The 23,107-nt window shown below is 37.0% G+C and carries 17 protein-coding genes, 1 tRNA gene and 1 pseudogene; 12 read left to right on the top strand and 7 right to left on the bottom strand.

What is annotated here, in order from left to right; genetic code table 11:
• Nucleotides 1–423: copper resistance protein B (locus F6K06_RS15670; RefSeq protein ID WP_287323265.1), on the top strand; the 423-nt coding region annotated here is incomplete at its 5' end.
• 114 nt (nt 424–537) lie between these two features.
• Here the strand turns inward: F6K06_RS15670 and F6K06_RS15665 are convergent.
• Entirely contained in the window at nt 538–1,074 is a 537-nt protein-coding gene (locus F6K06_RS15665) for a DNA-binding protein (protein WP_287241972.1), read from the bottom strand.
• A 309-nt stretch (nt 1,075–1,383) separates the two neighbouring features.
• Between F6K06_RS15665 and rppB the strand changes: the two genes are divergently transcribed.
• Nucleotides 1,384–2,724, top strand: a complete 1,341-nt coding sequence (gene rppB / locus F6K06_RS15660; RefSeq protein ID WP_124142723.1) for a two-component system sensor histidine kinase RppB — start codon at nt 1,384–1,386, stop codon at nt 2,722–2,724.
• Nucleotides 2,725–3,095: 371 nt separating this feature from the next.
• Here rppB and F6K06_RS15655 read toward each other — a convergent pair whose 3' ends face one another.
• The gene (locus tag F6K06_RS15655) at nt 3,096–4,199 is read right to left on the bottom strand and encodes a D-alanine--D-alanine ligase family protein (RefSeq protein WP_124142724.1); all 1,104 of its coding nucleotides are present in this window, start codon (nt 4,197–4,199) and stop codon (nt 3,096–3,098) included.
• Nucleotides 4,200–5,213: 1,014 nt separating this feature from the next.
• On the opposite strand from F6K06_RS15655, the gene F6K06_RS15650 reads away from it, so the two are divergent.
• The 4 genes from F6K06_RS15650 to F6K06_RS15635 all read left to right on the top strand — a co-directional run bounded on the left by F6K06_RS15650 (nt 5,214) and on the right by F6K06_RS15635 (nt 9,595).
• Nucleotides 5,214–5,591 carry a hypothetical protein gene (locus tag F6K06_RS15650; protein ID WP_240038729.1) on the top strand — a complete coding sequence of 126 codons (378 nt, stop codon included), beginning with the start codon at nt 5,214–5,216 and terminating at the stop codon, nt 5,589–5,591.
• A 141-nt stretch (nt 5,592–5,732) separates the two neighbouring features.
• Complete coding sequence (locus F6K06_RS15645) at nt 5,733–6,515, top strand: tryptophan-rich sensory protein (RefSeq protein ID WP_124142725.1); 783 nt, start codon at nt 5,733–5,735, stop codon at nt 6,513–6,515.
• Nucleotides 6,516–6,857: 342 nt separating this feature from the next.
• A complete protein-coding gene (locus tag F6K06_RS15640; protein WP_124142726.1) occupies nt 6,858–7,544 on the top strand; it encodes a lecithin retinol acyltransferase family protein in 687 nt (228 codons plus the stop codon).
• 98 nt (nt 7,545–7,642) lie between these two features.
• Nucleotides 7,643–9,595, top strand: coding sequence for an NHLP bacteriocin system secretion protein (locus tag F6K06_RS15635; protein WP_287241977.1), 1,953 nt, complete (start codon nt 7,643–7,645; stop codon nt 9,593–9,595).
• A 121-nt stretch (nt 9,596–9,716) separates the two neighbouring features.
• Here F6K06_RS15635 and F6K06_RS15630 read toward each other — a convergent pair whose 3' ends face one another.
• Complete coding sequence (locus tag F6K06_RS15630) at nt 9,717–10,283, bottom strand: VOC family protein (RefSeq protein WP_124142728.1); 567 nt, start codon at nt 10,281–10,283, stop codon at nt 9,717–9,719.
• A 709-nt stretch (nt 10,284–10,992) separates the two neighbouring features.
• On the opposite strand from F6K06_RS15630, the gene F6K06_RS15625 reads away from it, so the two are divergent.
• Nucleotides 10,993–12,375 carry a cytochrome 450 gene (locus tag F6K06_RS15625; protein ID WP_287241979.1) on the top strand — a complete coding sequence of 461 codons (1,383 nt, stop codon included), beginning with the start codon at nt 10,993–10,995 and terminating at the stop codon, nt 12,373–12,375.
• Nucleotides 12,376–12,524: 149 nt separating this feature from the next.
• Here the strand turns inward: F6K06_RS15625 and F6K06_RS15620 are convergent, their stop codons facing one another.
• Complete coding sequence (locus F6K06_RS15620; protein WP_275670256.1) at nt 12,525–12,647, bottom strand: hypothetical protein; 123 nt, start codon at nt 12,645–12,647, stop codon at nt 12,525–12,527.
• A gap of 601 nt (nt 12,648–13,248) precedes the next feature.
• On the opposite strand from F6K06_RS15620, the gene glyQ reads away from it, so the two are divergent.
• The 5 genes from glyQ to F6K06_RS15595 all read left to right on the top strand — a co-directional run bounded on the left by glyQ (nt 13,249) and on the right by F6K06_RS15595 (nt 18,322).
• Nucleotides 13,249–14,148 (top strand): glycine--tRNA ligase subunit alpha, encoded by a 900-nt coding sequence (gene glyQ, locus F6K06_RS15615; RefSeq protein ID WP_124142729.1) that lies wholly within the window; start codon nt 13,249–13,251, stop codon nt 14,146–14,148.
• Between the two features lie 179 nt (nt 14,149–14,327).
• Nucleotides 14,328–14,804, top strand: a complete 477-nt coding sequence (locus F6K06_RS15610; protein ID WP_124142730.1) for a DUF4079 domain-containing protein — start codon at nt 14,328–14,330, stop codon at nt 14,802–14,804.
• A 308-nt stretch (nt 14,805–15,112) separates the two neighbouring features.
• Nucleotides 15,113–17,569: a ComEC/Rec2 family competence protein gene (locus F6K06_RS15605; RefSeq protein ID WP_124142731.1), complete on the top strand. Its 2,457-nt coding sequence runs from the start codon at nt 15,113–15,115 to the stop codon at nt 17,567–17,569.
• A gap of 364 nt (nt 17,570–17,933) precedes the next feature.
• Nucleotides 17,934–18,018, top strand: a tRNA-Ser gene (locus tag F6K06_RS15600).
• A gap of 172 nt (nt 18,019–18,190) precedes the next feature.
• Entirely contained in the window at nt 18,191–18,322 is a 132-nt protein-coding gene (locus F6K06_RS15595; RefSeq protein WP_287241982.1) for a hypothetical protein, read from the top strand.
• A 364-nt stretch (nt 18,323–18,686) separates the two neighbouring features.
• Here the strand turns inward: F6K06_RS15595 and F6K06_RS15590 are convergent, their stop codons facing one another.
• The 3 genes and pseudogenes from F6K06_RS15590 to F6K06_RS15580 form a co-directional block, all read right to left on the bottom strand.
• Complete coding sequence (locus tag F6K06_RS15590) at nt 18,687–20,201, bottom strand: site-2 protease family protein (RefSeq protein ID WP_124142732.1); 1,515 nt, start codon at nt 20,199–20,201, stop codon at nt 18,687–18,689.
• A gap of 325 nt (nt 20,202–20,526) precedes the next feature.
• Nucleotides 20,527–21,027, bottom strand: coding sequence for a tetratricopeptide repeat protein (locus F6K06_RS15585; RefSeq protein WP_240038734.1), 501 nt, complete (start codon nt 21,025–21,027; stop codon nt 20,527–20,529).
• A pseudogene (locus F6K06_RS15580) lies at nt 21,028–22,182 on the bottom strand (1-deoxy-D-xylulose-5-phosphate reductoisomerase); the annotation flags it as partial.
• Between the last annotated feature and the right edge of the window lie 925 nt (nt 22,183–23,107).

Here is a 23,107-nt window from a genome sequence, read left to right as displayed (position 1 = left end):
GGTGTGCGTTACGACAGAACATTTGGTTCTGAGTCTGACGGCCGTGCTTTTGCAGTATTTGGTTTGCAAGGATTAGCTCCCTATTTCTTGGAAGTAGATGCTGCTCTTTTTGTCAGCGAAGATGGAGATATTTCTGCTCGCTTGAGTGTAGAGTATGAATTATTGCTTACCCAAAGGTTGGTATTGCAGCCAGAATTTGAAGTTAATGTAGCAGCACAGGAGGTTGAAGAATTTGAAATTGGTACAGGTTTTAACGATATTGAATTAGAAATGCGACTGCGTTATGAATTTAGTCGTCGGTTTGCACCTTATATTGGTATTTCCTGGGAACGTAAATTTGCTGGTACTGCCGACTTTGCCAGAGAAGAAGGGGAAAGTGTTGATGAGGTGAAATTTGTGGGTGGTTTCAGGTTTATGTTTTGAAGTCAAGAAGTGTACATTAGTCAAATTTTCCCACGATAACTTAAACACAGATTTATAATTAACCTGTGAGATTATAGAGGAACCCTATCGCTGTGATTCAAATTAACTTTTTGACTAGGATGCTTTTATCGACTCATCAATATCTATCTTATTAATTTCCCAGATTTCTTCTTCTTCCCATTCCCAAATCCATCTGCTATTGACCCGTTTCACGTTCCCGTCAAAATTATAAACTGTTGCCGTTGCCAAAGTTTCAATCCAGACAGTCGCTCCACAAGTATGAGGTTTTTCTGGTCGATAAACAATCCGGCAAGGACCGTGAATATCTATTTCGTGACCTTTTGCTAAATTTTCAGAACCTCGTTTGGCAGAAACTACATGAAGTTCAGTATTCTGATTATTTTTATTGATACCTATATTAGGGCGATTGAAATGAATTGTATTCTTGCCACAGTGTCTACAGGAACGCCAACGAGGTTTGGGACCACGACTCCTACCTGCAATTCTCGGCATCCCTTTATATAGAGGAATCACCCAAGTGCGACCATTGATCTTTCTAGCTCCTTGAATCCTACCTTCTTGGAGTAAAACTCGGACTCTTTGAGCAGAAATACTTAATAGAGAAGCTGCTTCAGTAGTACCAACAAACATGATTTTTTAACTATTTTGATATACGCAATAGTATAACATCAAAGTTAGCTCATAGTTTCAGTAGGAGTAATTGTTTATAAGTAATGGTATGAAATATTATATTAATAAAAATCAAACTATTCGTATGATTTATTGAATACTCAACGAATAAAGGAAATAGATTTAATAGACATAGGCGTAAAAATCAAAAATCAAATTAATTATTACCCATAAATTATCAATTATTCTTCCCTGTTCCCTGTTCCCTATTCCCTATTCCCTCTTTTGGAGGAGATGTCTAATGTAAAGCAAGCCCTATCTAGCTAAAAAATGCACGAAAATAAACTCTTTCAACGCACTCGCCTTTCCCTTGCTAGTTGGTATGTCATGGTAATGGGTATTATTCTGAGTATATGCACTTTAGGATTTTACGAAGCAATTCTCCATGCCCACCGAATTACCATTGACAGAGAACTAAAATCAGTGGCAAAAACAATTCACGATAGTTTGAAAGTAGTTCTCAAACAACCTTCAAAGCTAACAGCTACAGCAACTCGTATCTTGCCCGATCTTTGTTTGGTGGAAACGTCTTGCGATCTAATTCAGTCTCATTTGACAAGAGTTCCCGAAACAGGAAATTATTATCTACGCTTACTCGATCGCTCCAACAATTTAATAGCAATAGCAGGGTTACGACCAAAGAAACTACAACTGACTCAAACAGCAGCATCACAACTACAAACCCTAACTTCCAATGGTAAGCGTTATCGGCAAATTTCTCTAATGCTACATACCCAAGATGCTTCGGAGTGGGGATATCTTCAAGTTGGACGGAGTTTACAAGATTTTGATGAATATATTAAAACAGTTACTCATATCTTACTTTTAGGTTTGCCAATAGGAATTTTGTCGATTGCTGGTGCTAGTTGGTGGTTATCTGGCAAGGCAATGCGCCCCATTTACCATTCATATCGGCAAATTCAGCAATTTACGGCTGATGCTGCCCACGAGTTACGAACGCCGTTAGCTGCGATTCGTGCTACTGTTGAATCTACTTTAATGCTGCCAAAATTAACTGAGGTGGAAGCTAGGGAAACTCTGGAAATAATGGCGCGACAAAATCAACGTTTATCTCAAATGGTGGCAGATTTATTGGTTCTCTGTCGCATGGATAGTGGGATGGAAAAATTGCCCCAAAAACAGGAATGTATTTGTTTGAATGATTTAGTTAACGATATTGCTGAAGAATTTGCATTTTTGGCCGTTGCAGCTAAGGTTAAACTTCTGTCTGAAATTAGGGTTTTTCAACCTGTGGAAGTGATGGGAAATACGGAACAATTGTATCGTTTAGTTTCAAATTTAGTTGTTAACGCTATTAACTATACAAACCCAGAAGGTGAGGTGAAAATAATTTTAGAAGTTAATGTTAATTCCGTTTTTATTCATGTTAAAGATACAGGTATTGGCATTCCAGAAAGAGAACAAAAACGAATTTTTGACCGATTTTATCGCGTGAATAGCGATCGCTCTCGTCAGAGTGGGGGTTCGGGATTGGGTTTATCTATTGCAGTAGCGATCGCTCAACTTCATCAAGGGAATGTTACTGTTCAAAGTCTACCAGATCGAGGCAGTACATTTACTTTGAAATTACCTTTAGTTAGCCAAATTTAGGAAGTTTGTTGTACAATGTTTTTATATATCCTTAGATTTTTTACCGAAAAATTTTGGTTTAAAGCCTCCCCTTTTAAGGGGATAATAAAGAAAAATTTTCATTATTAATTATTACCTCTCCTTGAAAAGAAGAGGTAATAATTAATAATTGTTGAACGAATAGACATCTCCTCCAAAAGAGGGAGTAGGCAGTAGACAATAGGCATTAGGGAGAAATAATTGATAATTTATGTGTGAGAATTGATTTTATTTTTTATTTTTGGAGATGAATCAGCAATTCCTAGACCAACTGAATACAAAATATCACAAAATTTTTTGATGCCAATGTTGGGTTTCGCTGTCGCTCTACCCAACCTACAGAAAATTGTTAGTTACTTAGAATGTCTTTCTAAAGCTAATTGAATTAAACAGTCTACTAACTCATCAAAAGGAATTCCACTAGCTTTCCAGAGCATAGGATACATACTCGTCGCAGTAAAACCAGGCATTGTATTAATTTCATTAATAAAAATTTCCCCTGTTTTCTCTACATAGAAAAAATCTACTCTAGCTAAACCCGCAGCATCCACAGCTAAAAATGCTTGAGTTGCCATTTCTTGAATTTGAGCAGTGATCGCTTCACTGACTCGCGCTGGAATAAATAAGTCCGCTTTTCCTTCTGTATACTTAGTCTCATAATCATAAAAATCACTGTCAAAAGTAATCTCTCCCACCACAGAAGCTTTCGGGACATCATTTCCCAGCACCGCGCATTCTAACTCTCTTGCTTCTACACCCGCTTCAACAATAATTCGACGGTCATAACTAGCAGCATTATCCAAAGCAGTTTCCAATTCTGCTCGCGACCGCACCTTAGCAATACCCACTGATGAGCCTAAATTAGCAGGTTTAACAAAACAGGGATATCCTAAAGCTGCCTCAATATCATCGCACAACTTGGGAAACACACAAGGATTAGACCAAATCTGCGATCGCGTCACTGCCTGATATTTTACCTGGGGCAAACCTGCTTGAGCAAAAGCCATTTTCATAGCTATCTTATCCATACCCATTGCAGAGCCCAAAACCCCAGACCCCACAAATGGAACCTGCATTAACTTCAGTAGACCCTGTATGGTACCATCTTCGCCATTGGGACCGTGAAGCACTGGAAACCAAACATCTACTTGGGCAGCTTGAGGAGGAGTTTGCCAGAGGTTAGACGAACTTTGAGAAGCAAGAGAGGAGGTAGTTTCAGTATCGGAATTATCATCTGTAAGCTTAGAAGATGGTAGGTTACCAGACTCTAGAACTTGTTGAGAAAAATCAGTTGGTTGCCAACGACCATCTTTTTGAATGTAAATTGGCATCAATTCGTATTTGTCTGTATTTTGACCTTTAGTTAAAGCAGTAGCGATCGCTTTTGCTGAATTAAGGGATACTTCATGTTCACCGGAACAACCGCCAAATAATAAACCTACTCGTAATTTTGTCATTATTTAGATTCCTTTAATAGAATTTTATTGTTGATAGATTATCATATTCAGGTTAATCAGTCATTATCAGAAAAATTCAGGAAAGTTTATTTCTACCTTGATTTTTGACTAGATCTATTGCAAAAGTCAAAATAATTTGTTTTACTTCTTTTGCGGTCTATTTTTCTTTTTTGTTAACTGTGTCTTGTTCGCTCTTAATAGTTGGTGTGAAAAATTTAACATTCCTTTGTTTTTAATTTCCTATATATTGAGGTTAAGTGTTCCAGAAGACAGTAAAAAAAAGTTGATTTTTGAATAAAAAATAAGTAAGCATTCAGCTATCAGCAATAAGACCCTGTGCTTGAGGACGAAGTTTAAATGAATATAGACTTTAGAGATGACTTTTGTAGCAAGGTTTTTCTAGCTCAATAGACATCTCCGCAAATCAAAATTTAAATCAATTTTTATCCATAAATTATCAATTATTCTTCCCTTTCCCCTCTTTTCTGGAGATGTCTAATTAAATATTGCTTTTAGTCAGTTATCAAAGCAATAGCTGATAGCTGACTGCTGAATTCTTACAAAAATAATTCATATATTATAGCGTTTCTCAAGTTACTGAAGTACAGTGATTTTTCTACTCCCTACTCCCTAAAACAAACTAATTTTGTATCTCATCAGGATGGGAATTGCTATCTTTGAAATTCACCGAATTTTTCCTGTGAAAAAAAAATTAGCTTAATAATCAGCAATTTATGAAAGATGTAAATCTCTGCCATTATTTATTAATAATACATCGGGTAAAAATCCAAAATAAAATAAATTATTATCCATAAATCATCAATTATTTTTCCCTACTCCCTACTTCCTACTCCCTACTCCCTCTTTTTTGGATAACTAATTATCTGACATAAAATCAAGAGGCCATGTAGGAACTAAATTATTCAAAATTTAAGATTATATTCATGGGAGTCAACAGTGTAGATGTGATATATAAAATTAGATAGTCGATAATCATATATTTAGGAGTTAATCATGATGACTAACGACGAATTTCAGATATTGACACAGCAACGTAATGCTAAACTTGCTGCAGTTTTGATCGAGATAATTGATGGTGAATGGAATCGAGTTAGTAGGCAACTAGATGCTCTTGATACTGATTCTAATGATGTTACTAAAGCAGCAATTTTAGTGGGACAATTTCAAATATTAGATAAATTGAGGTTAGCATTATCTGAAGGTAGCCTAAGTTCTGATTATGAAATAGAAGCTATATGGCGTTCAAAATTAATTCAGCGTGTTATAGAAGGTTTTAATTTAGACTTAGATACTCACACTCCACCTCGTCAATATAAGAGTATAGCACAACAACTGGCAGAAGCTTGTGGACTAGAAGTAATTAAAGATTAATTCTACAAATATAAATGTTATAATTTGATTAAGATTAACTAATTATTTGAACAAGTAGCCCGGTGAGTTGTAGAGGTAACAACTTCCGGGCTAAATTATAATTTTGCTTAATCGGATTTATTTATAAGAGTAAAGACAATTATGGAAACTAATACTAACAAATTTAATTCAAACATTATTCGACAGTGGGCTAATTTAATAGGAATTATTGCTGCTTTTTTTCTGAATGTATATGTTAATCTTGCTCCTCCTGGTGGCAAAACTATTGGTGAAATTTCTAACACTGTATTTCAGGATGTTTTGATTATTCCGGCTAGTTATGCTTTTGCAATTTGGGGATTAATTTATTTAGGTTTAATTAGTTTTGGAGTTTATCAAGTATTACCAGCACAAAGAGAGAATCCAATTTTACAGAGATGTGGATATTTTTTAGTGGGTGCGAGTCTGGCACAAATAGTTTGGGTATTTTTATTTCAATTTCAGTTATTTACCTTTTCAGTTTTGGCAATGTTAGGAATTTTAGGCTGTTTAATTTGCCTATATCTAAATTTAGGAATTAGTTATGAAAGAGTGCCCAAAAAAGATAAATGGTTAGTTCATTATCCGATAAGTATATATTTTGCTTGGATTAGTGTGGCAACGATTGTGAATATAGCAAGCGCCCTACATTATTTAGGCTGGAATAGTACAGGGCAAGTCGCCATAGTTTGGACAATAATCATGTTAATAATTGGAGCAATTATTGCAGGAATTATTAATATGCAAAAGCAAGATATTGCTTATCCTCTAGTATTTGTTTGGGCACTTATAGCCATTGTAATTCGTCATTTAGATATGCCAATCATTGCAGTTACTGCTGGAATTTTAGCTTTAGGATTAGTGGTTTTAGTTTGTGTAAAAGTTGCGTCAATTAGATTAAAATAGAATTAGGTTAAAAAGTATTCCAGAACGAAAATGGTATGAACAACCCCTCCTAAAATTAAACGACTTGCTCACGCGTCGGGGATATTTTACCGAATAATTAAGGTAAAAATCCTCTCCTTTATTTAAAGGAGAAACAATGAATTAATTTCCCCTACCGCGTCAATCCTATCCGTTTTCAAGCAAAGGTAATTATTAATTATTAATTGTTGAACCAAGCTTTTCCTAACGGATTACTCCGCAAACAGATACCATTATCTATGCACTACCTTTTTAAGCTAATAGCTGACAGCTAATAGCTGATAGCTGATAGCTAGTTAAATTAAGTAAAACTTGAAAAATAATATGGCAAGAGGAGAGCAAATATATACTCTTAGAGAGTTTTTAAATATAGATGGTGTTTACGAACATCATGGCATTGACTGTGGTGATGGAACAGTTATTCATTATCGTAAGGGTACAGAAACTATTGAAAGAACTTCTAAAGAATATTTTACTGATAGAAGAAAAGTTTATGTAAAACGTTACCCAGTTCGTTATATTGCTGATACAGTCATTCAAAGAGCAGAAAGTAGATTAGGAGAAAGAAAATATAATATTATTAAAAATAATTGTGAACATTTTGCTACTTGGTGCATAACTGGAGTTAGTCAAAGTCAACAGGTAAAAAACTTTATTCCTCTGCTTTATCACATTAATGTTGAGCAAATTTCAGAACCAATTAAGCAAGCAATTTTAGGAGTAAAAACTGACTTAGATACTACTGAATTAGTCAACAAAGCTTTAGCAGATATAAAAATAGCTTGGGAAAATATTCAACCAGAATATAAACAACTTAAACAGGAAATAAATACCTGGCAAAAAGTAGCAGTGGCGGCGGTAAAACAAGACCGGGAAGATTTAGCTCGTGCTGCTCTAATGCGTAAGCAAAAACATCAACAACGTGCTGATGAATTAGAAGCTAGTTTGCATAAATTGGCTACCATGACAGAAACACTTTTAAGAAGTCAAAATTTAATTACAAATAAATAATTGAAGATTTATTGAGTTTCTCTTCTTACTTATTTACTTCTTGAATCATATCTAAGTTAATTTAAAAAAAGTCATGGGAAGTTAATCTACAGTTATTAATGTCTGAAAAACAGCGCCGTATATTCCGCAAAGAATCTTTAGAACGGCTTTCTTCCCCAGAACGACTAGACAAATTAATGCAAGTAGTTACTCTCAAAGATTGGCTACCTTTAGCAACATTAGGTAGTCTAGTAATTCTGGGTTTATTATGGAGTATTTTCGGCAAAATACCTATTACTATTAGTGGAAAAGGAGTATTAATTCGCCCTCGACAAGTAATAGAATTTCAGTCAGCGATCGCTGGTAGATTACAGTCTTTAAATATACAGGATGGGCAGTGCATAAAAAAAAATTATGTACTGGCAACTATCGATCCATCTCAGCTCAAAAAACAATTAGAATTACAACAGAATAAACTAATTCAATTAGAATCTCAAGCTCAAGATACCCAACAACTACAAAATCAACGTACTCAACTCGAAATAGAAGCTTTAGTAGGAAAAAAAAACAGTTTAGAACAACGCTTGAAAGATACTCAAGCAATAACACCAATACTGCAAAATGATACTTTAAATGCCATCCGAGAACAACGTCAGAGTTTAGAAAAACGTTTGTCAGACCTAGAAACAGTAACTCCTATATTAAAAGAGAAAAAATTAGAGGCGATTGCCAAGCAACGAACTAGCTTACAACAGCGTTTACAAGATGCTAAAGCACTAACTCCCGAGTTACAAGAAAAACAACTAGCAGCACTCACCGAACAAAAAATTACCCTGGAACAAAGGTTAGAAAATACCAAGGCTTTAACCCCTATTTTGCTGAATCAAAATGAAGTAGCATTACAACAAAAACGAGAAAGTCTACTGCAACGTTTACAAGATGCACGAGAGTTAACTCCTACTTTTGAGGAGAGACTAAAAAGACGTCAGGACTTATATGAACAGGGAGCAATTTCTGAAGATACTCTACTGCAAAGCAAACAAGAATATCAACAAAATCTGCAAAATATTACAGAAATAGAAGCAGAGCTAAAGCAACTAGAAGTAGAGCGAACAGAAGCTATAGAAAAATATGCACAAAACCTCAATAATATCAAAGAAATTGAGACTGAATTAACAGAATTAAAAGTGCAGGAAGCACAAGTTAATCAACAATATTTAGACAACCTCAATACTATTAGAGAAATTGAAACCAAAATCCAAGAATTAGATTTACAAACAACCGAAACTGACGAACGATTTTTAGATAATACCAACAGAATTAATGAAATTAAAGCTGAATTACAAGGACTAAAATTACAAGAAACAGAAACAAAGCAAAAATTTTTAGAAAATCAGAATACAATAACTCAAATAAAAGCAGATTTACAAGATTTAGATACTCAGAGAAAACGTTTAGAACAAGAAAATTTAGAAGCAGTTAATACACGCAAAAATCAAATTGAAGAAGTTAAACGAGAAATTGCTCAATTAGAAAAACAAATTACTGATAATAGTAAAATTCTTAGTCCTGTAGATGGATGTATTTTGGAAATACAAACTACTCTCGGACAATTTGTAAATCCAGGTACGACTTTGGGTAAAATTAATATCAAAGGAAAATCAGGAGAATTACAAGCAGTCAGTTATTTTGCTGTTTCAGATGGCAAACGCATCACACCAGAAATGGAAATTTTAATCACTCCTGATACTGTAAAACGGGAAAGGTTTGGTGGAATTATCGGCAAAATTATTTCTGTATCTGATTTTCCTGTAACAAAAGAAGGTGCAAACTTCGTAGTAGGAAATCCTGAAATAGTAGAAAATATTATCGGCGAAAGTGGGGGGAAAATTGAAGCGATCGCTCAACTAAAATTAGACCCCAATACCTTTAGTAGTTATCAATGGTCTTCTTCAAAAGGACCCCAACAAAAATTAACTGCTGGTACAACTACAACAACGCGAGTACGAGTAGAAGAAAGAGCGCCTATTACTTTTGTTTTACCAATTTTAAGGGAGTGGAGTGGGATTTGATTTTCAACTTGATTTTCAGCTAGCGGTTACTAATATCAAGTTCGGACAATCGACTATTTATCCGAACTTGATACTAGCAGTCAATCAGAAATAATTGCAGGGCAATTCACGACCGACATCCCTAGTATTCGCAATTATTGCATACAGGCGATCCACAATCATCAAAAGAATTCGGAAAACCATCCTGACGAAGAGCCAAATTATTGCCATCAGGATCGCAAAAGAAGGCGAGTACCGTATAACCATCCCCCGCATTGCAAAGTGGCCCAACTTCAACCCCTTTATAATCTAGGAAATCTACCGCTTGCTCAATATCATCTACAGCGATCGTAGCAGTTGCTTTTCCCGATTGAACAGGTTTACTCTGACTCAGGCCAATTTGGGTATCAGGAAGTTCTGGATAGAAAAGTTGCACATAATAAGGGAATGCGGAATTTTCCTCATTGACGATCATGCCAAGTTTTTCCTCATACCACTGAGTTGCTTCCACTCCATCACTAACATTAAACCGTGTCACCCATCCTGTTGTATAGGTTCCGCCTGGCCCAGCAAACGCTGGGGAAGTCACCCCCGAAAAGCCAAATAGGACAAAAGTGAAAGCAAATAGAGCGATAATAGCTGTAATCAACTTTCGGTGAGCTTTTGTGTGGTTCACTTTAGTTGAGTGAACTCCATTATTTGGTGTCATATAGTCCTCCAACATTTTTTTTGTGTGTAAAGCTGAACATCTATATCCTATATCCAAAAGTTAGAGACTTTTTGTAAAGTTTTGTCAATGTTGGCGGATCCTAGTGGCAGCTATTTTGTGGTTGGTCTAATAGTCAGGCAATCGCATCAGATGACACTGAAGATCATTAAAACTATTAGACATCTCCAGAAAATAAACTTGCTCTTTATTTACTATAAACTAGGGTTGTAAAAGTTACTCACAAAATCATTTTCCGTGTTTTTTTCCTAAAAACATCTTCCCTGTTCCCTGTTCTCTACTGTTACAAAAAGTTTACATCTTTTTCACCAGATGTCTATTATATAGCACTACCCATTCAAGTTAGGACATTTTTCAATCCTGTTTGCGGAGCATTTCCGCAGGAAAAACCCTTTGACAGTCTACTGTTCCCTGTTCCCTATTCCCTAGCGCGTAGCGCCATATATAGTCGTAATATCATGTCCGGATAATAGCGTGATCAAAAAACCTTCTCCCTTTGAACCAATATTCCCTTCTGCCTTCTGCCTTCTGCCTTCCTTCCACCAAAGTGTAAGTATTCAAGCGGACATGATATAAGTACTGTATTTTATCTGCAAAATGTAGGTCATAAAATTCGTATCAAATGCTAGACTGTTTACTACTTATTACTACTTATACCCCCATTTTTTCAACAACAACAGAGAGAAACTATATGACTTCAACCACCCCGCCAAGACAACAACCAACCTATAAAGCATCATTTATAGATATTGGGCTGAATAATTTTCAAATCTGGGCGCTTCAACATCCAGAAAATATCTTTAGCAAAGTCTTGCTACCAATAATTATCTTCATAGAAGGTTTAGCAGCAAATCTTCCTACATACCTAGACCAGAAACGCCTAGTTTTAGGACCAAACTTTTGTTGTGCTGGCCAAGTAGTAATGGGAGAATTTGAAGCTATAGAAACAGCACTGACTTCTCCACAAGCTCGAACATGGCGTTTAGGCACCACCGTACTAGAAGCAAATCATTTGCCTAACCAAGATGTAGATGGCAGAAATGTTTTCCTACTAGCACTTTCAGACCAAGAAGCAACAGGTAGTAATGACCATGAAGCTTTCCGCAGATGTTTACAGGATTATATTCTCAATGACTCCTCAATAGCACGTCAGCAAGATGCGATCGCCAGACAACTTATTGAAAAGTTAGCAGCAGATTATATAGATATGTCTCACGGTCCTGGTGGAGCTTTCTTTAGCGAGGATAAGCGGGGTTGGAAACGGTTTCTGATTGAATATCTTCACTATGTTTTATTTCAGTTAGACCCTAACGATCAAGCTACAATGGACTTCCTCACAGATTTACACTATACACGCCAGGGTACACTGCGCTACTTTGCAGGTGTTAGTACTATCTTAGAAGAGTTAAACATATTTAGGCATGGAAAAATTTCAGAGTCCATCGAGCAAGCAGCAACCATATATGAAAATTCTCCTGTATTAGCCAACTTTAACGAACAGAGCGATCAGTATAATGGCATGACAAGACGAGAATTAGCCAAACTGATGACATCTATTATGAGTATAGCCGCTTTACAAGGTCCTCTACATCTTGGTCAAACTGCTATGGGCGATCGACCTCTTCCCGCCTACAAAGGACAAAATACATCTGAAATTAACCCTACTCATTATTGGGATGAACTTGACCTCGACAACCGAGAGTCGGTGCGACTATATCTCTTAGAATGTTCCCGTCTCTGGGCACCCGTTAGCGCCTCCCATAAAATAGCAACTGATGCTTTTACAGTGACAATAGCTGGCAGATATCGAACTTTTCCTACTGGTACAAAAATATTGATTCCTATGAGTTTAGGATTATTAGACGAGAACTTTTGGGGTCCGACAACCTATCAATTTGATGCCAACCGAGAAAATCTTTGCCCTTACCACATGGGTTTCCATTCTGTAGGCGATCGTAGTGCTGGACGCATCTGTCCTGGTAAAGACGTAGCAATGAATATGCTTGTGGATGTCACGATCGCTTTAGGTAAGGTAAGACGTTCAACTTTTAGTTCTAATATTAATCCTGTTTAATTATGCAACCGCTTTGCAGGAGGAAGAATGCCTTTAGTTATCTAGGAGAGAAGGAAAGACCGAAAAATCTGACGTTGTTTGAGTTTTAAGATTTTGATATGTCCGCACCCTTTCCTTCCACTGCTATATGGTTTATGATGTGGTAATTATCATTTTCTTTGTGGGTGTAATACCCCACCGTCAACGGGGGTGTTCAAAATTACTTGGGGGAGCGAATCCCCATGTAATTTTCCTCCTGTCTCCTGTCTCCTGTCTCCTGTCTCCTTCTTCAATTAGGATATTGCCATTCAAGAAGAGCGTGGTAATTTTTGTGCGTTATGTATCAAATTGTAAATTAATTCAAAAGTTAGTTACATCAGTGACTTGAAGCGTTTTGTGGCTAAATATGCAACGTCTTTTTTTTAGCTTGCTCTACTTAATTACTTATAATCAAGTTTTTGTTTGTAGTTTTGCTCTAACCCTTGCAATACTTATATGAGGACTAAAGCTCTACTACGAGCCTGATTATAAATGATATCTTTTTCAAAGAACATCAAGTAATATCATGTTCAATTGACAAGTTGAAATAATTTTTGCAGAAAGGAAATAATGACTTAACTATAGCAATAGAAAGATAGTTTAGGTTCTATACTGATAATGCCCTTGAGATAGGTAAATGTTTTTCAATCTGTTTCCTGCTATAATTAACGACAATATTAATTACCTATTTTGATTTCCAATTAAACTATAGTAAAAAATCGGTTTTTTGGGAGTTGACAAGGTAATTATTCTATGTTAGAAAAAGGTATAAATTGGGAAAATAACAAGAGTGTTTGCTCCCAAAATGTTAAAAACTCTCTGATTTCAAATAAACTCAAAACCAAAGAAAAGTCTGTGAATTTCCAATCAGTCATAGCCACCTTAAATCAGTTCTGGAGCGAGCGCGGTTGTCTCATCGCTCAACCTTATGATACTGAAAAAGGAGCAGGTACAATGAATCCCCATACATTTCTGCGGGCGATCGGTCCTGAACCTTGGTCAGTTGCTTATGTCGAACCCTGTCGTCGTCCTACTGATGGGCGTTACGGAGAAAACCCCAACCGCTTCCAACACTACTACCAATATCAAGTCCTGATCAAACCTTCTCCTAATAACATTCAGGATGTTTATCTAGACTCCCTCCGCGCTCTGGGTATTCGCCCAGAAGACCACGATATTCGTTTCGTAGAAGACAACTGGGAATCTCCCACTCTAGGAGCTTGGGGAGTAGGTTGGGAGGTTTGGCTTGATGGCATGGAAATTACGCAGTTTACCTATTTTCAACAATGTGGTAGTATAGATTGCCGACCAGTGTGCATCGAAATTACTTATGGTTTAGAACGCCTTGCTATGTATCTCCAAGAAGTAGATGCGATTACAAAAATAGCTTGGACTGATAAGGTAACTTATGGAGACGTTTATCTTCAGGGAGAAATTGAACAATGTACCTATAATTTTGAGGCATCTAATCCTGAGTTTTTGTTTACCCTCTTTGGTCTCTATGAAAAAGAAGCTGAACAACTAACAAAACAAGGATTAGTTTTACCAAGTCTTGATTACGTTCTCAAATGTTCTCATAGTTTTAACTTACTTGATGCTAGAGGGGTAATTTCTGTCACCGAACGCACTCGTTACATTGGCAGGATTCGTAATCTCGCACGTCAAGTCGGTCAACTTTATTTACAACAACGGGAAAGTCTTAACTTTCCATTGCTAAAATCTAACCCAGAAGATAAGGCTAAAGCAGCAGCTTAACGAAGTCAAAAGTCAGAAGTTAACCCACCCCTCGCCCCTCCCCCTCCCAGGAGGGGAAGTAGGGGATTTGAGCAAGCCTCCAAAAACATTTCGCCTTAAAAGGCGGGGTTGCGCGACCCAATTATTTTGATCAACTTAAACTTTGAACAAGAAAGCAAAAACTACCACCAGAGAAAGAAATGGAAATCAGAGAATATTTAGAACCAATAGCTGACATATTCCGCAATTTAGGTACGCCAGAACCAATTGTACATTGGGGACATCCATTGATGATGGCGATCGTTGTATTTGTTATGGGTAGTTTTGTGGGTTTAACTGGATGGCGTAGACGAGTAGTTACTGATGAAGCCATAGCTGTTGAAAGTGCCTCTAATCATCGTAAGATGGCACCATTTATGTTTTTATTTATCGCATTAGGTTATACGGGTGGAATATTATCTCTAGTGATGCAGGAACAGCAAATATTTGAAAGTCCTCATTTTTGGACTGGTTCGGCAGTATTGGTACTACTGGCAACAAATGGTTTGATCTCCCTGACAAAATTTGGTGGAAATCAAGCTGCATTGCGTACTACTCACGCTTACCTTGGTAGCATTGCACTTTGTATCATGTTTGTTCATGCAGTGTTGGGTCTAAGACTTGGTTTAGCTATCTAAATTAGGCATTGCTGAATTAAGGTATGAAAGTAGGTTTATAGGGAATAGGGAATAGGGAACACCGGATCTGGGAATTAATATTAACAAGTAGTTCAAACCATCCAAAATAAAAAATCCCAAATACAAAATTCTCAAATCATACCCAGAATCAGCAACGCCCTAAATTATTTATATTTTCTGTGGCGGGTTTAATACCCCACCGTCAACGGAGGTGCTTAAAATTGTTTGGGGTTTGTAGACACGAAGTGGCCTTCGTTGACTATCCATAAGTAATTTTTCCTTCTGCCTTCTTCCTTCTTCAATGAAATATGAATCAAGCTGTAGCGATTGTCATCAGCCTAGCTTACATATTGGGGCTAGTATCTACCATTGTTCCTTGGGGTATATATGTTATGCTAACTGTGGGCTTAGTCTTAGCAATTATCGTACAACAAGGATACCGACAAAACTTACGAAGATCGACTAAAATCATAGCAACTCCTCAGCAAAAAATTAATTCTGAAGACTTACTCAGAAATGGTCAGTTTCCAGATTTACTCCCAAAAAGAACAAGAAAATCTCTACTAAATTCAAATTGGTTGTGGATAACTGCTGGAGCGGTCGCTTTTCTTGCTAGTTTTTATTTTTTAGTCCGAGTACCCCAACCATCAATAGATGACGTTAGTAAAATAATTCCCGTTGATCGTGACTCCCAACAACAACAAGTAGTTACTGTTCGTGGAAAAGTGCTTTCTCTTCCCCGCAAGACTCGCTCACAAAAAGCACAACTGTGGCTAAATGTCACTCAAGTTAGTGAAATAGTAGGTACTGATGGTTCGGCCAATGTACACCAAGACGTTACAGGCAAACTTTATGTTACAGTTCCCCTATTACATGCAACAGGTGTCTATCCTGGTGAGGCAGTAGCAATTACTGGATCTTTATACAAACCATCACCAACAACTAATCCCGGAGGCTTTGACTTTCGTGCTTACTTGGCTAGACAAGGTGCTTTTGCTGGGATTACAGGTTATAAACTCACCATCACAAACCAAGAAAGGACTAATATTTGGGGATTAAGTCGCATACGACAACGAATTATTCGCTCTCATGTAAGTTCATTGGGCGTACCAGAGGGTCCCCTTGTGAGTGCAATGGTATTAGGGCGTAGAGCTGTAGATTTATCTTATCAATTACGAGACAAGTTTGTCAAAGTAGGGTTAGCTCATGTATTAGCAGCATCAGGTTTTCATATTTCCTTAATTTTAGGTGTGGTGCTGACTTTGACTAAAAGCTTGTCTCCCGGAGCAAGATTTGGTTTTGGCATCCTAACTTTAATTATTTATGTTGGTTTAGCAGGTATTTCGCCTTCAGTGTTACGAGCAGCATTGATGGGGTTAGCTGCTTTGGTTGCCATCGTTTCCCAACGTCAAGTTCAACCATTAGCTTCTCTAGTTGTGGCTGCAACTTTTCTACTATTAATTAATCCTTTATGGATTTGGGATTTAGGATTTCAGTTGAGTTTCTTGGCAACTTTAGGATTGTTGGTAACAGCGCCACCATTAATGAAACATTTGGATTGGTTGCCCTCTGGTATTGCATCTCTAGTTGCTATTCCGATCGCTGCTTCTATTTGGACTTTACCTCTATTACTGTATGTTTTTCATGTTGTATCTCCTTATACTATTTTTGTGAATATAATTACTGCGCCTTTGGTTGCGGTGATTACACTGGGTGGTTTTATCAGCGCCATCGTGGCTTTGATTTCTCCTTATGTAGGTAGTCTTATTGCTGGAATATTGTATTTTCCAGTCAGGGTTTTAATAGAGATCGTAAATTTTTTTAGTGCGTTGCCAGGAAATCAAGTAGCAGTGGGTGCTATATCAATTTATCAATTGGTTGTGCTTTATGGGTTGATTTGTGGTATTTGGTTGTGGAGAAATAGACCGCCAGAAGCGAATCAGAGAAACAAGAAAAAGCTTTCTCTGAAATTTTGGCAGTCGGGTGTGATTTTGGCGATCGCCATCATTATTATTCCTCTTTGGTATACTCGAGCTTCTGTGTTTCAAGCTACGATTCTTGATTCATCTGAGGAACCAGTGTTTGTGATTCAAGATGGACGGAAAGTAACTTTGATTAACTCTGGAGGTGAAAATACGGCCAGGTTTATGGTATTACCATTTTTACGCCAGCAAGGTATTAATAGAATTAATTGGTCTATTGCCCTTCATTCTCAAAAAGGTATAAGTCGTGGCTGGCCAGATATTTTGAATACCTTGAGAGTGAAGATATTTTATGATGTGGAAACTGATGATCAAAAGAATTATCAAACTAATAATCAACCTGTGTTAGATGCTGTGGGAGCTAGTCAAGCTGATTATTTTACTTTGGTAAATAATCAAACTATTGAATTGGGTTCGATACAGATGAAGTTAATTAATTCTGAGACCCCAATCGTGGAATTTATGCTTCATGGCCAAAAGTGGTTATTATTGGGAGATGTGAAATTGCCTGAACAGAGTCGGTTACTAGCGGCAAGAAGTTTTCCGCAGACTCAGGTGCTTTGGTGGTCTGGGAACAAGTTAAATCCAGAGTTGTTGAATATTATTCGGCCAGAGGTAGCGATCGCTTCGTCTGATTCTGTCCATCCAGATATGGTGGAACTTTGCCAGGAAAATAATATTCTTCTATTTTGGACTGGTCGTGATGGTGCAATTCAATGGACTCCTGCTACAGGCTTTCAAACTACTTTAGAATCGGATAAGGTTGATAGTTCTTTACTTTGATGAGGCAGTGGGCAGTAGGCAGTAGGGGAGTGGGGGAGTGGCTCACACTGATTATGGCACGGATACACGGATACCGAAGGGAGTGGGGGAGTAGAGGAGTAGGGGAGTAGGGGAGTAGGGGAGTAGGGGAGTGGCTCACACTGATTATGGCACGGATACACAGATACTGAAGTGAGTAGGGGAGTAGGGGAGTAGGGGAGTGGAGAAATACCCGCGCTCTGTTTGCGTAGTGCTATGGATTCGGGATTTTTTACAAATCAATTCAGATTTGCTATATAATATAAAAATGTGTATTTTCTGAAGATCGAAATTTAATTATCATTTTTGACTTTTTACTTTTGACTTTTAAATTTTGATTTTTTATGGAGAGGTGGCAGAGTGGTCGAATGCGGCGAACTCGAAATTCGTTGAAGGGTGACTTTCCGTGGGTTCGAATCCCACCCTCTCCGTTTAAGTTTAACTTATCTACAACATTGGTGATCACCCTCACTATCAACTATTTAGTTGAATAAAAAGTCATGCGTATAGCCGAACAAAACCTTATAGTTTATTAATATATCATACAAATTGTAAGGATGCAACCAACATTCCTTTGACCCGCGTTTTTGGAAGCCTGATAAAATGATAATAAATATTGGTTATTTTTTACTGAAGAGCTATGGATGGAAAGATTCGGTCGGGGAAAAACAAATATTTTTAGGAGCTTTACACAATGAAAATTTTTCTGGTATTGCTCCTGGAAAAAATTCCTGAATATTTTGATTGTCTCTTAGTTTAGAAGCTTAGTTGAATAAAAAGTCATGCGTATAGCCGAACAACCCCTTATAGTTTATTAAGATATCACAAAAATTGTGAGGATGCAACCAAAATTCCTTTGACTCGCGATTTTTCAGGATCCTTATAAAATGAAAAGGTTGGTAATTTTCTACTAAGTAAGGAAGTATAGATCGATCAGGAAAAATCTGATTTTAATCTTAGAAGTAGAGGTCAGACCCCGGCGAGGTTTCGGAGCCATAGGAATGCTGACTCCTGTGAGTGGACCGGCACCAAGCAGCTCACAGTTAGTCAGAGATAACTTTTAACTTCTGAGTTCTGACTTCTAACTTCTGACTTTCACTTAACCACCTATACCCAACCGACCAGCTAAACCAGGAGTTAAAGGAAATAAAGTAGCGATCGCCATAAACAAAGCTAACAAACACAAAGTAGCTCGTAGATCGTCAGGTTCTATTAATTCATTTAAACAAGGACGTTCCAAATTTCGCTGTAATACCAAAATAATAATTGCCCAATACAATGCTAAAGGATTAACTAGGGAAGCAATGACTAAAACTACAAAAGTGAAAAATGTTGCTCTACCTGCAACTTTCCGAGCATAAATTGCCTGAATAATTCTACCGCCATCCAACTGACCCGCAGGCATAAGATTTAGCGCTGTAATTACCAAACCCAACCAACCGATAATTGCTAGTGGGTGAACATCTACTATATTTTGATTTACCGCCGAACCTAAAATCACCCGTGCTAAAGTTCCCACTAAAACAGAAGCTCTGAAAAATTCGGACGGCATCTGAAACATACTACCTTCGTGGGAAAGCAATAAACCCACCAATAGCATTGCCAAAGAAAGTATTCCTCCAGCAGCAGGTCCGGCAAAAGCTACATCAAACAGGACTTTCCTATTCGGTATCGCTGACTCGAAACGGTTAACAGACCCAAAACTGCCAATTTGCCAAGCTGGTAGAAAAAATGGCCAACTAAAGCGGACATTGTGACGTTTTGCCAAGACTTGATGGGCGACTTCGTGAATACCTAAAACTGCACATAGACCAAGTGCAATGGGTAATGCTTCTGGATACCGTGTGGGTTCGTTGAAAAAGTCAAACCCTAATAATAAACCACCTGCTTCAAAACTGGTGGCAATAGTAGCGATCGCTAGCACAACTGCCAGAATTTTTTGGGATGTAGTAGCGGGTTGAGGGTCATTTTTGCTTGGTAAAATGATGACTACTGGTTTCTCTTCAGGACTTTCTATGAGGAATAGTCGATAACGATCGCCTAGTTTTTCTTGCAAACTGACTGATAACTGGGTATGGATTTTTTCTACATCTCCCCGTAAATTACCTTTGAAAATAGCTCCTTCTTGATAAGGAATAGTTTCGGTTGTGAAGAAAGTATCGATACCAAAAATATCTTTGATTTTCTGGAGGTCTTCACTAGGGATAGGGATAAATTCTGGAGTTTGTTCTTTTTGTGATTCAGTGTTTGCTATTTTATCCTGGGTTGATTGAGTTTCTTCTTCATTGCTAGATAGTTGTGAGTCGCCGATGGTTTTGAGACTGGGTTGGTTTTCTGGGTCTTTAGCTGCTATTGTTCGTAGTTGTCGTCCCAAGTATATATATAATCCTGTACAAGCTACGAGCAAAAATAGGACAAATACTAGGTTCAGATAGATTCCAGCAGCAAATAGAGCAAAAAATAGTAACCAAGGTGCCATTAATACTACTGATTGTAACCAGGCGAGAATGCCTACTCTACCATAAGGTCTTGCTCTGTAGTATCCCCAGCCAAGAATTCCAAGAGTTATTAAAGCTACTATTACTGTGGTTATGTTTTCAGATATGTTATACATAATTGTATGTGCAATTCAAAATTCAAAAGTCGAAAGTAGTAAGTTTTCCCTTATATTTTTGTAAATAAAGGAAAGAGTTTACCTGTGATAATTATTCGTTTTTCATAATTGTTTTTAAGGAATTTAATAACTTACTTTTTTAATTGCAGTAATTAATTATTTAAACAATATTCTGTCAATTAGGCTTCAATCATGAAGATACCTAAATAAATTTTAGGAAAAATTATTTGAGTTAATTAATTTTTTTTTCACTTTAAATTTAGACTATATCAATAATGATTGAATTAATCATTATTTGCTATTTCAAAAAAATGATGTTATCGACTCACTCTTGTATAAATGTTTCTGTAGATCCTGTATCAACATGAACATAACTACGATGTTTGGCAGATGTATAATTTGGATTGAGTCTAATTGCTTGATTATAATCAGCGATCGCCCCCCAATTATCTCCTACTTTTCGCAATACATTTCCCCGTCGATAATAAACTTTTGGATGAGTCGCATCTAATTTAATTGCCTGGTTATAGTCATCAATTGCTCCTTGATAATCTTCTAATTTTTCTTTCACATCACCTCTATAAATATAAGCATCTGAGTTACCGTTATCTATCTCTATTGCATGATTAAATTCTGCCAAAGCTAATTGATAATTTTGTTGCTGATATTCTGCTAATCCCTTTTTATAAAAATCATTAAATCCTAGGTTATCATTTTCACTTTTTATTTCTGTAGATGCATCATCTTCGATTTTTTTTTCTTCTGCATTTGCTAGCTTTTCTTCAACATTAACTAATACATTTTTTAGAGGATTAGCTACTATCAAGCTTCCAGCTACAGCTTCTTTTCTTGCCCATTTATCTGTAGCTAAAATATCATCTAAACTGGGATTTTTCTGACAATCTGACTTATGCTTTTCACATACATATTCAATCAACTTAGGAATATCCAAAAAAGGAATTTTTTCTTCTAAAAATAATGCCACAGCCTGTTCATTTGCTGCATTCAAAGCCGCCGGCATCGAACCACCTATACGACCTGCAGTATAAGCCAATTGAATACAAGGATATTTCAAATTATCGGGTTCCTTAAAAGTCAAACTACCAGCTTTAACTAAATCTAATTGTTTCCAATCAGTATAAAGCCTTTCCGGCCAAGATAAAGCGTAAAGTAGAGGCAAACGCATATCTGGCCAACCCAACTGAGCTAAAACAGAAGTATCTTGTAACTCAATTAAAGAGTGAATTATACTCTGAGGATGAATCACTATATCAATATTTTCATAATCTAATCCAAACAAATAATGAGCTTCAATAACTTCCAAACCTTTATTCATCATCGTGGCAGAATCCACGGTAATTTTACGACCCATTGACCAGTTAGGATGTTTAATGGCATCTGCTACTTTGACTTTTGATAATTTATCAATTGGCCAGTCTCGAAAAGCACCACCAGAAGCAGTTAAAATAATTCTACGTAAACCCTCTTTAGGTACACCTTGAAGACATTGAAAAATTGCTGAATGTTCTGAGTCGGCAGGCAACAATTTTACTCCGTGTTCTTCAATTAAAGGATTAACAACTGGGCCTGCTGCGATAAGTGTTTCTTTATTTGCCAAAGCAATATCTTTTCGGGCCTCAATAGCGGCAATAGTAGGTAATAAACCAGCACAACCGACAATACCCGTTACTACAGCTTCTGAGTCACCATATTTCGCAACTTCAATGACACCATCTTGGCCTGCAAGCAATATGGGTTGAGGTGTCAGGTCAGCAATGGCCTCTTTTAACTCTGTAAATTGGGACTCATTGTTAATAGCAACAATTTCAGGGCGGAACTGTCGTACTTGTTGAGCTAACATTTCTACGTTGCTTCCAGCAGCTAACCCAATAACTCGAAACTTATCTGGGTTTTGAGTAACAATATCTAAGGTTTGAGTACCAATAGACCCTGTAGATCCCAAGATTGTAATTGCTTTCATATTTTTTTGAGAAATTTGTCCACAATTCCACTATACGATTCATTGGTTATTTTGTGTTAAGAGCAAGGTTGCCAGAGTAATAGATTTTAGTTATTCAGATTTTTAATATCAAAAGAGAAATCATAATTTTGCTGACAAATTATCCCAGATTAATCCAGCATTAGATGTACTTTTCTCTAGATATTCCTGTTTCTGAATTTTTTTTTACTATTGGGACTTTAGCAAAAAACGCCAAAAGTATTAAACCCTTGCTGTATAATACTTTAACGTCAAAATAGCCTATTTCTTGATATATCTAGTGCAGGATGGCGGAAATAACTGACCAGTTACAAAATCCCAAAACAATTACAAATCAAAAATGATTGACTGTCAGATATGCGTCTTACATTCTGAGGTGTCCTCAGAATTACGCACTCGATGCATGAATTTTGACTTTTAACTTCCGCGTAGCGGCACTAGGTTTTCCTGGGTCATGCTACGCAAAGAGCAATTTTTAGCCTGAGTTTCGTATTTTCCTTGCTACCGTTGAGTTGGAAGCCATTTTTACCATCAAAAATATCAAAGTCCCGCTATGAAATTTTCCTAATGCAATAGTATCAAGCTATTGACACTCTCACCGTATAAATCTAAAGATTATAATGGGAGATTGTTGCGAGTGCTGACGCAACGCTAGGCGTTTTCGTTGCGGAATGCTGCGCAAACATGTCGTGGAGGGTTAACGTTTGTGGTAGCATGACCTTAGGAAAGTTGTGCGCCAGCTAAATATAAATTCTTACCTAGGCAACAAATCAAACAAGTTGAGTTGTACCCCCACAATTACTGCAATTATGTTTTCTATTCCTGCGAAATGCTGCGCAAACAGAGAAGAGAGTTTCTTTAAGAATATGATTAATATCTATTTCTTGCTGTTTAGTTGACAAAAGTT

This window comes from Okeania sp. SIO1H4, assembly GCF_010672695.1.
GTDB lineage: Bacteria > Cyanobacteriota > Cyanobacteriia > Cyanobacteriales > Microcoleaceae > Okeania > Okeania hirsuta.
This window is presented reverse-complemented; position numbering and strand designations above follow the sequence as displayed.

Excerpts from the sequence above, each read along its gene's own strand:
- F6K06_RS15665 (WP_287241972.1), bottom strand. The coding sequence starts at position 1,074 with ATGTTTGTTGGTACTACTGAAGCAGCTTCTCTATTAAGTATTTCTGCT.
- rppB (WP_124142723.1), top strand. The coding sequence starts at position 1,384 with ATGCACGAAAATAAACTCTTTCAACGCACTCGCCTTTCCCTTGCTAGT.
- F6K06_RS15655 (WP_124142724.1), bottom strand. The coding sequence starts at position 4,199 with ATGACAAAATTACGAGTAGGTTTATTATTTGGCGGTTGTTCCGGTGAA.
- F6K06_RS15650 (WP_240038729.1), top strand. The coding sequence starts at position 5,214 with ATGATGACTAACGACGAATTTCAGATATTGACACAGCAACGTAATGCT.
- F6K06_RS15645 (WP_124142725.1), top strand. The coding sequence starts at position 5,733 with ATGGAAACTAATACTAACAAATTTAATTCAAACATTATTCGACAGTGG.
- F6K06_RS15640 (WP_124142726.1), top strand. The coding sequence starts at position 6,858 with ATGGCAAGAGGAGAGCAAATATATACTCTTAGAGAGTTTTTAAATATA.
- F6K06_RS15635 (WP_287241977.1), top strand. The coding sequence starts at position 7,643 with ATGTCTGAAAAACAGCGCCGTATATTCCGCAAAGAATCTTTAGAACGG.
- F6K06_RS15630 (WP_124142728.1), bottom strand. The coding sequence starts at position 10,283 with ATGACACCAAATAATGGAGTTCACTCAACTAAAGTGAACCACACAAAA.
- F6K06_RS15625 (WP_287241979.1), top strand. The coding sequence starts at position 10,993 with ATGACTTCAACCACCCCGCCAAGACAACAACCAACCTATAAAGCATCA.
- F6K06_RS15610 (WP_124142730.1), top strand. The coding sequence starts at position 14,328 with ATGGAAATCAGAGAATATTTAGAACCAATAGCTGACATATTCCGCAAT.
- F6K06_RS15605 (WP_124142731.1), top strand. The coding sequence starts at position 15,113 with ATGAATCAAGCTGTAGCGATTGTCATCAGCCTAGCTTACATATTGGGG.
- F6K06_RS15595 (WP_287241982.1), top strand. The coding sequence starts at position 18,191 with ATGATAATAAATATTGGTTATTTTTTACTGAAGAGCTATGGATGGAAA.
- F6K06_RS15590 (WP_124142732.1), bottom strand. The coding sequence starts at position 20,201 with ATGTATAACATATCTGAAAACATAACCACAGTAATAGTAGCTTTAATA.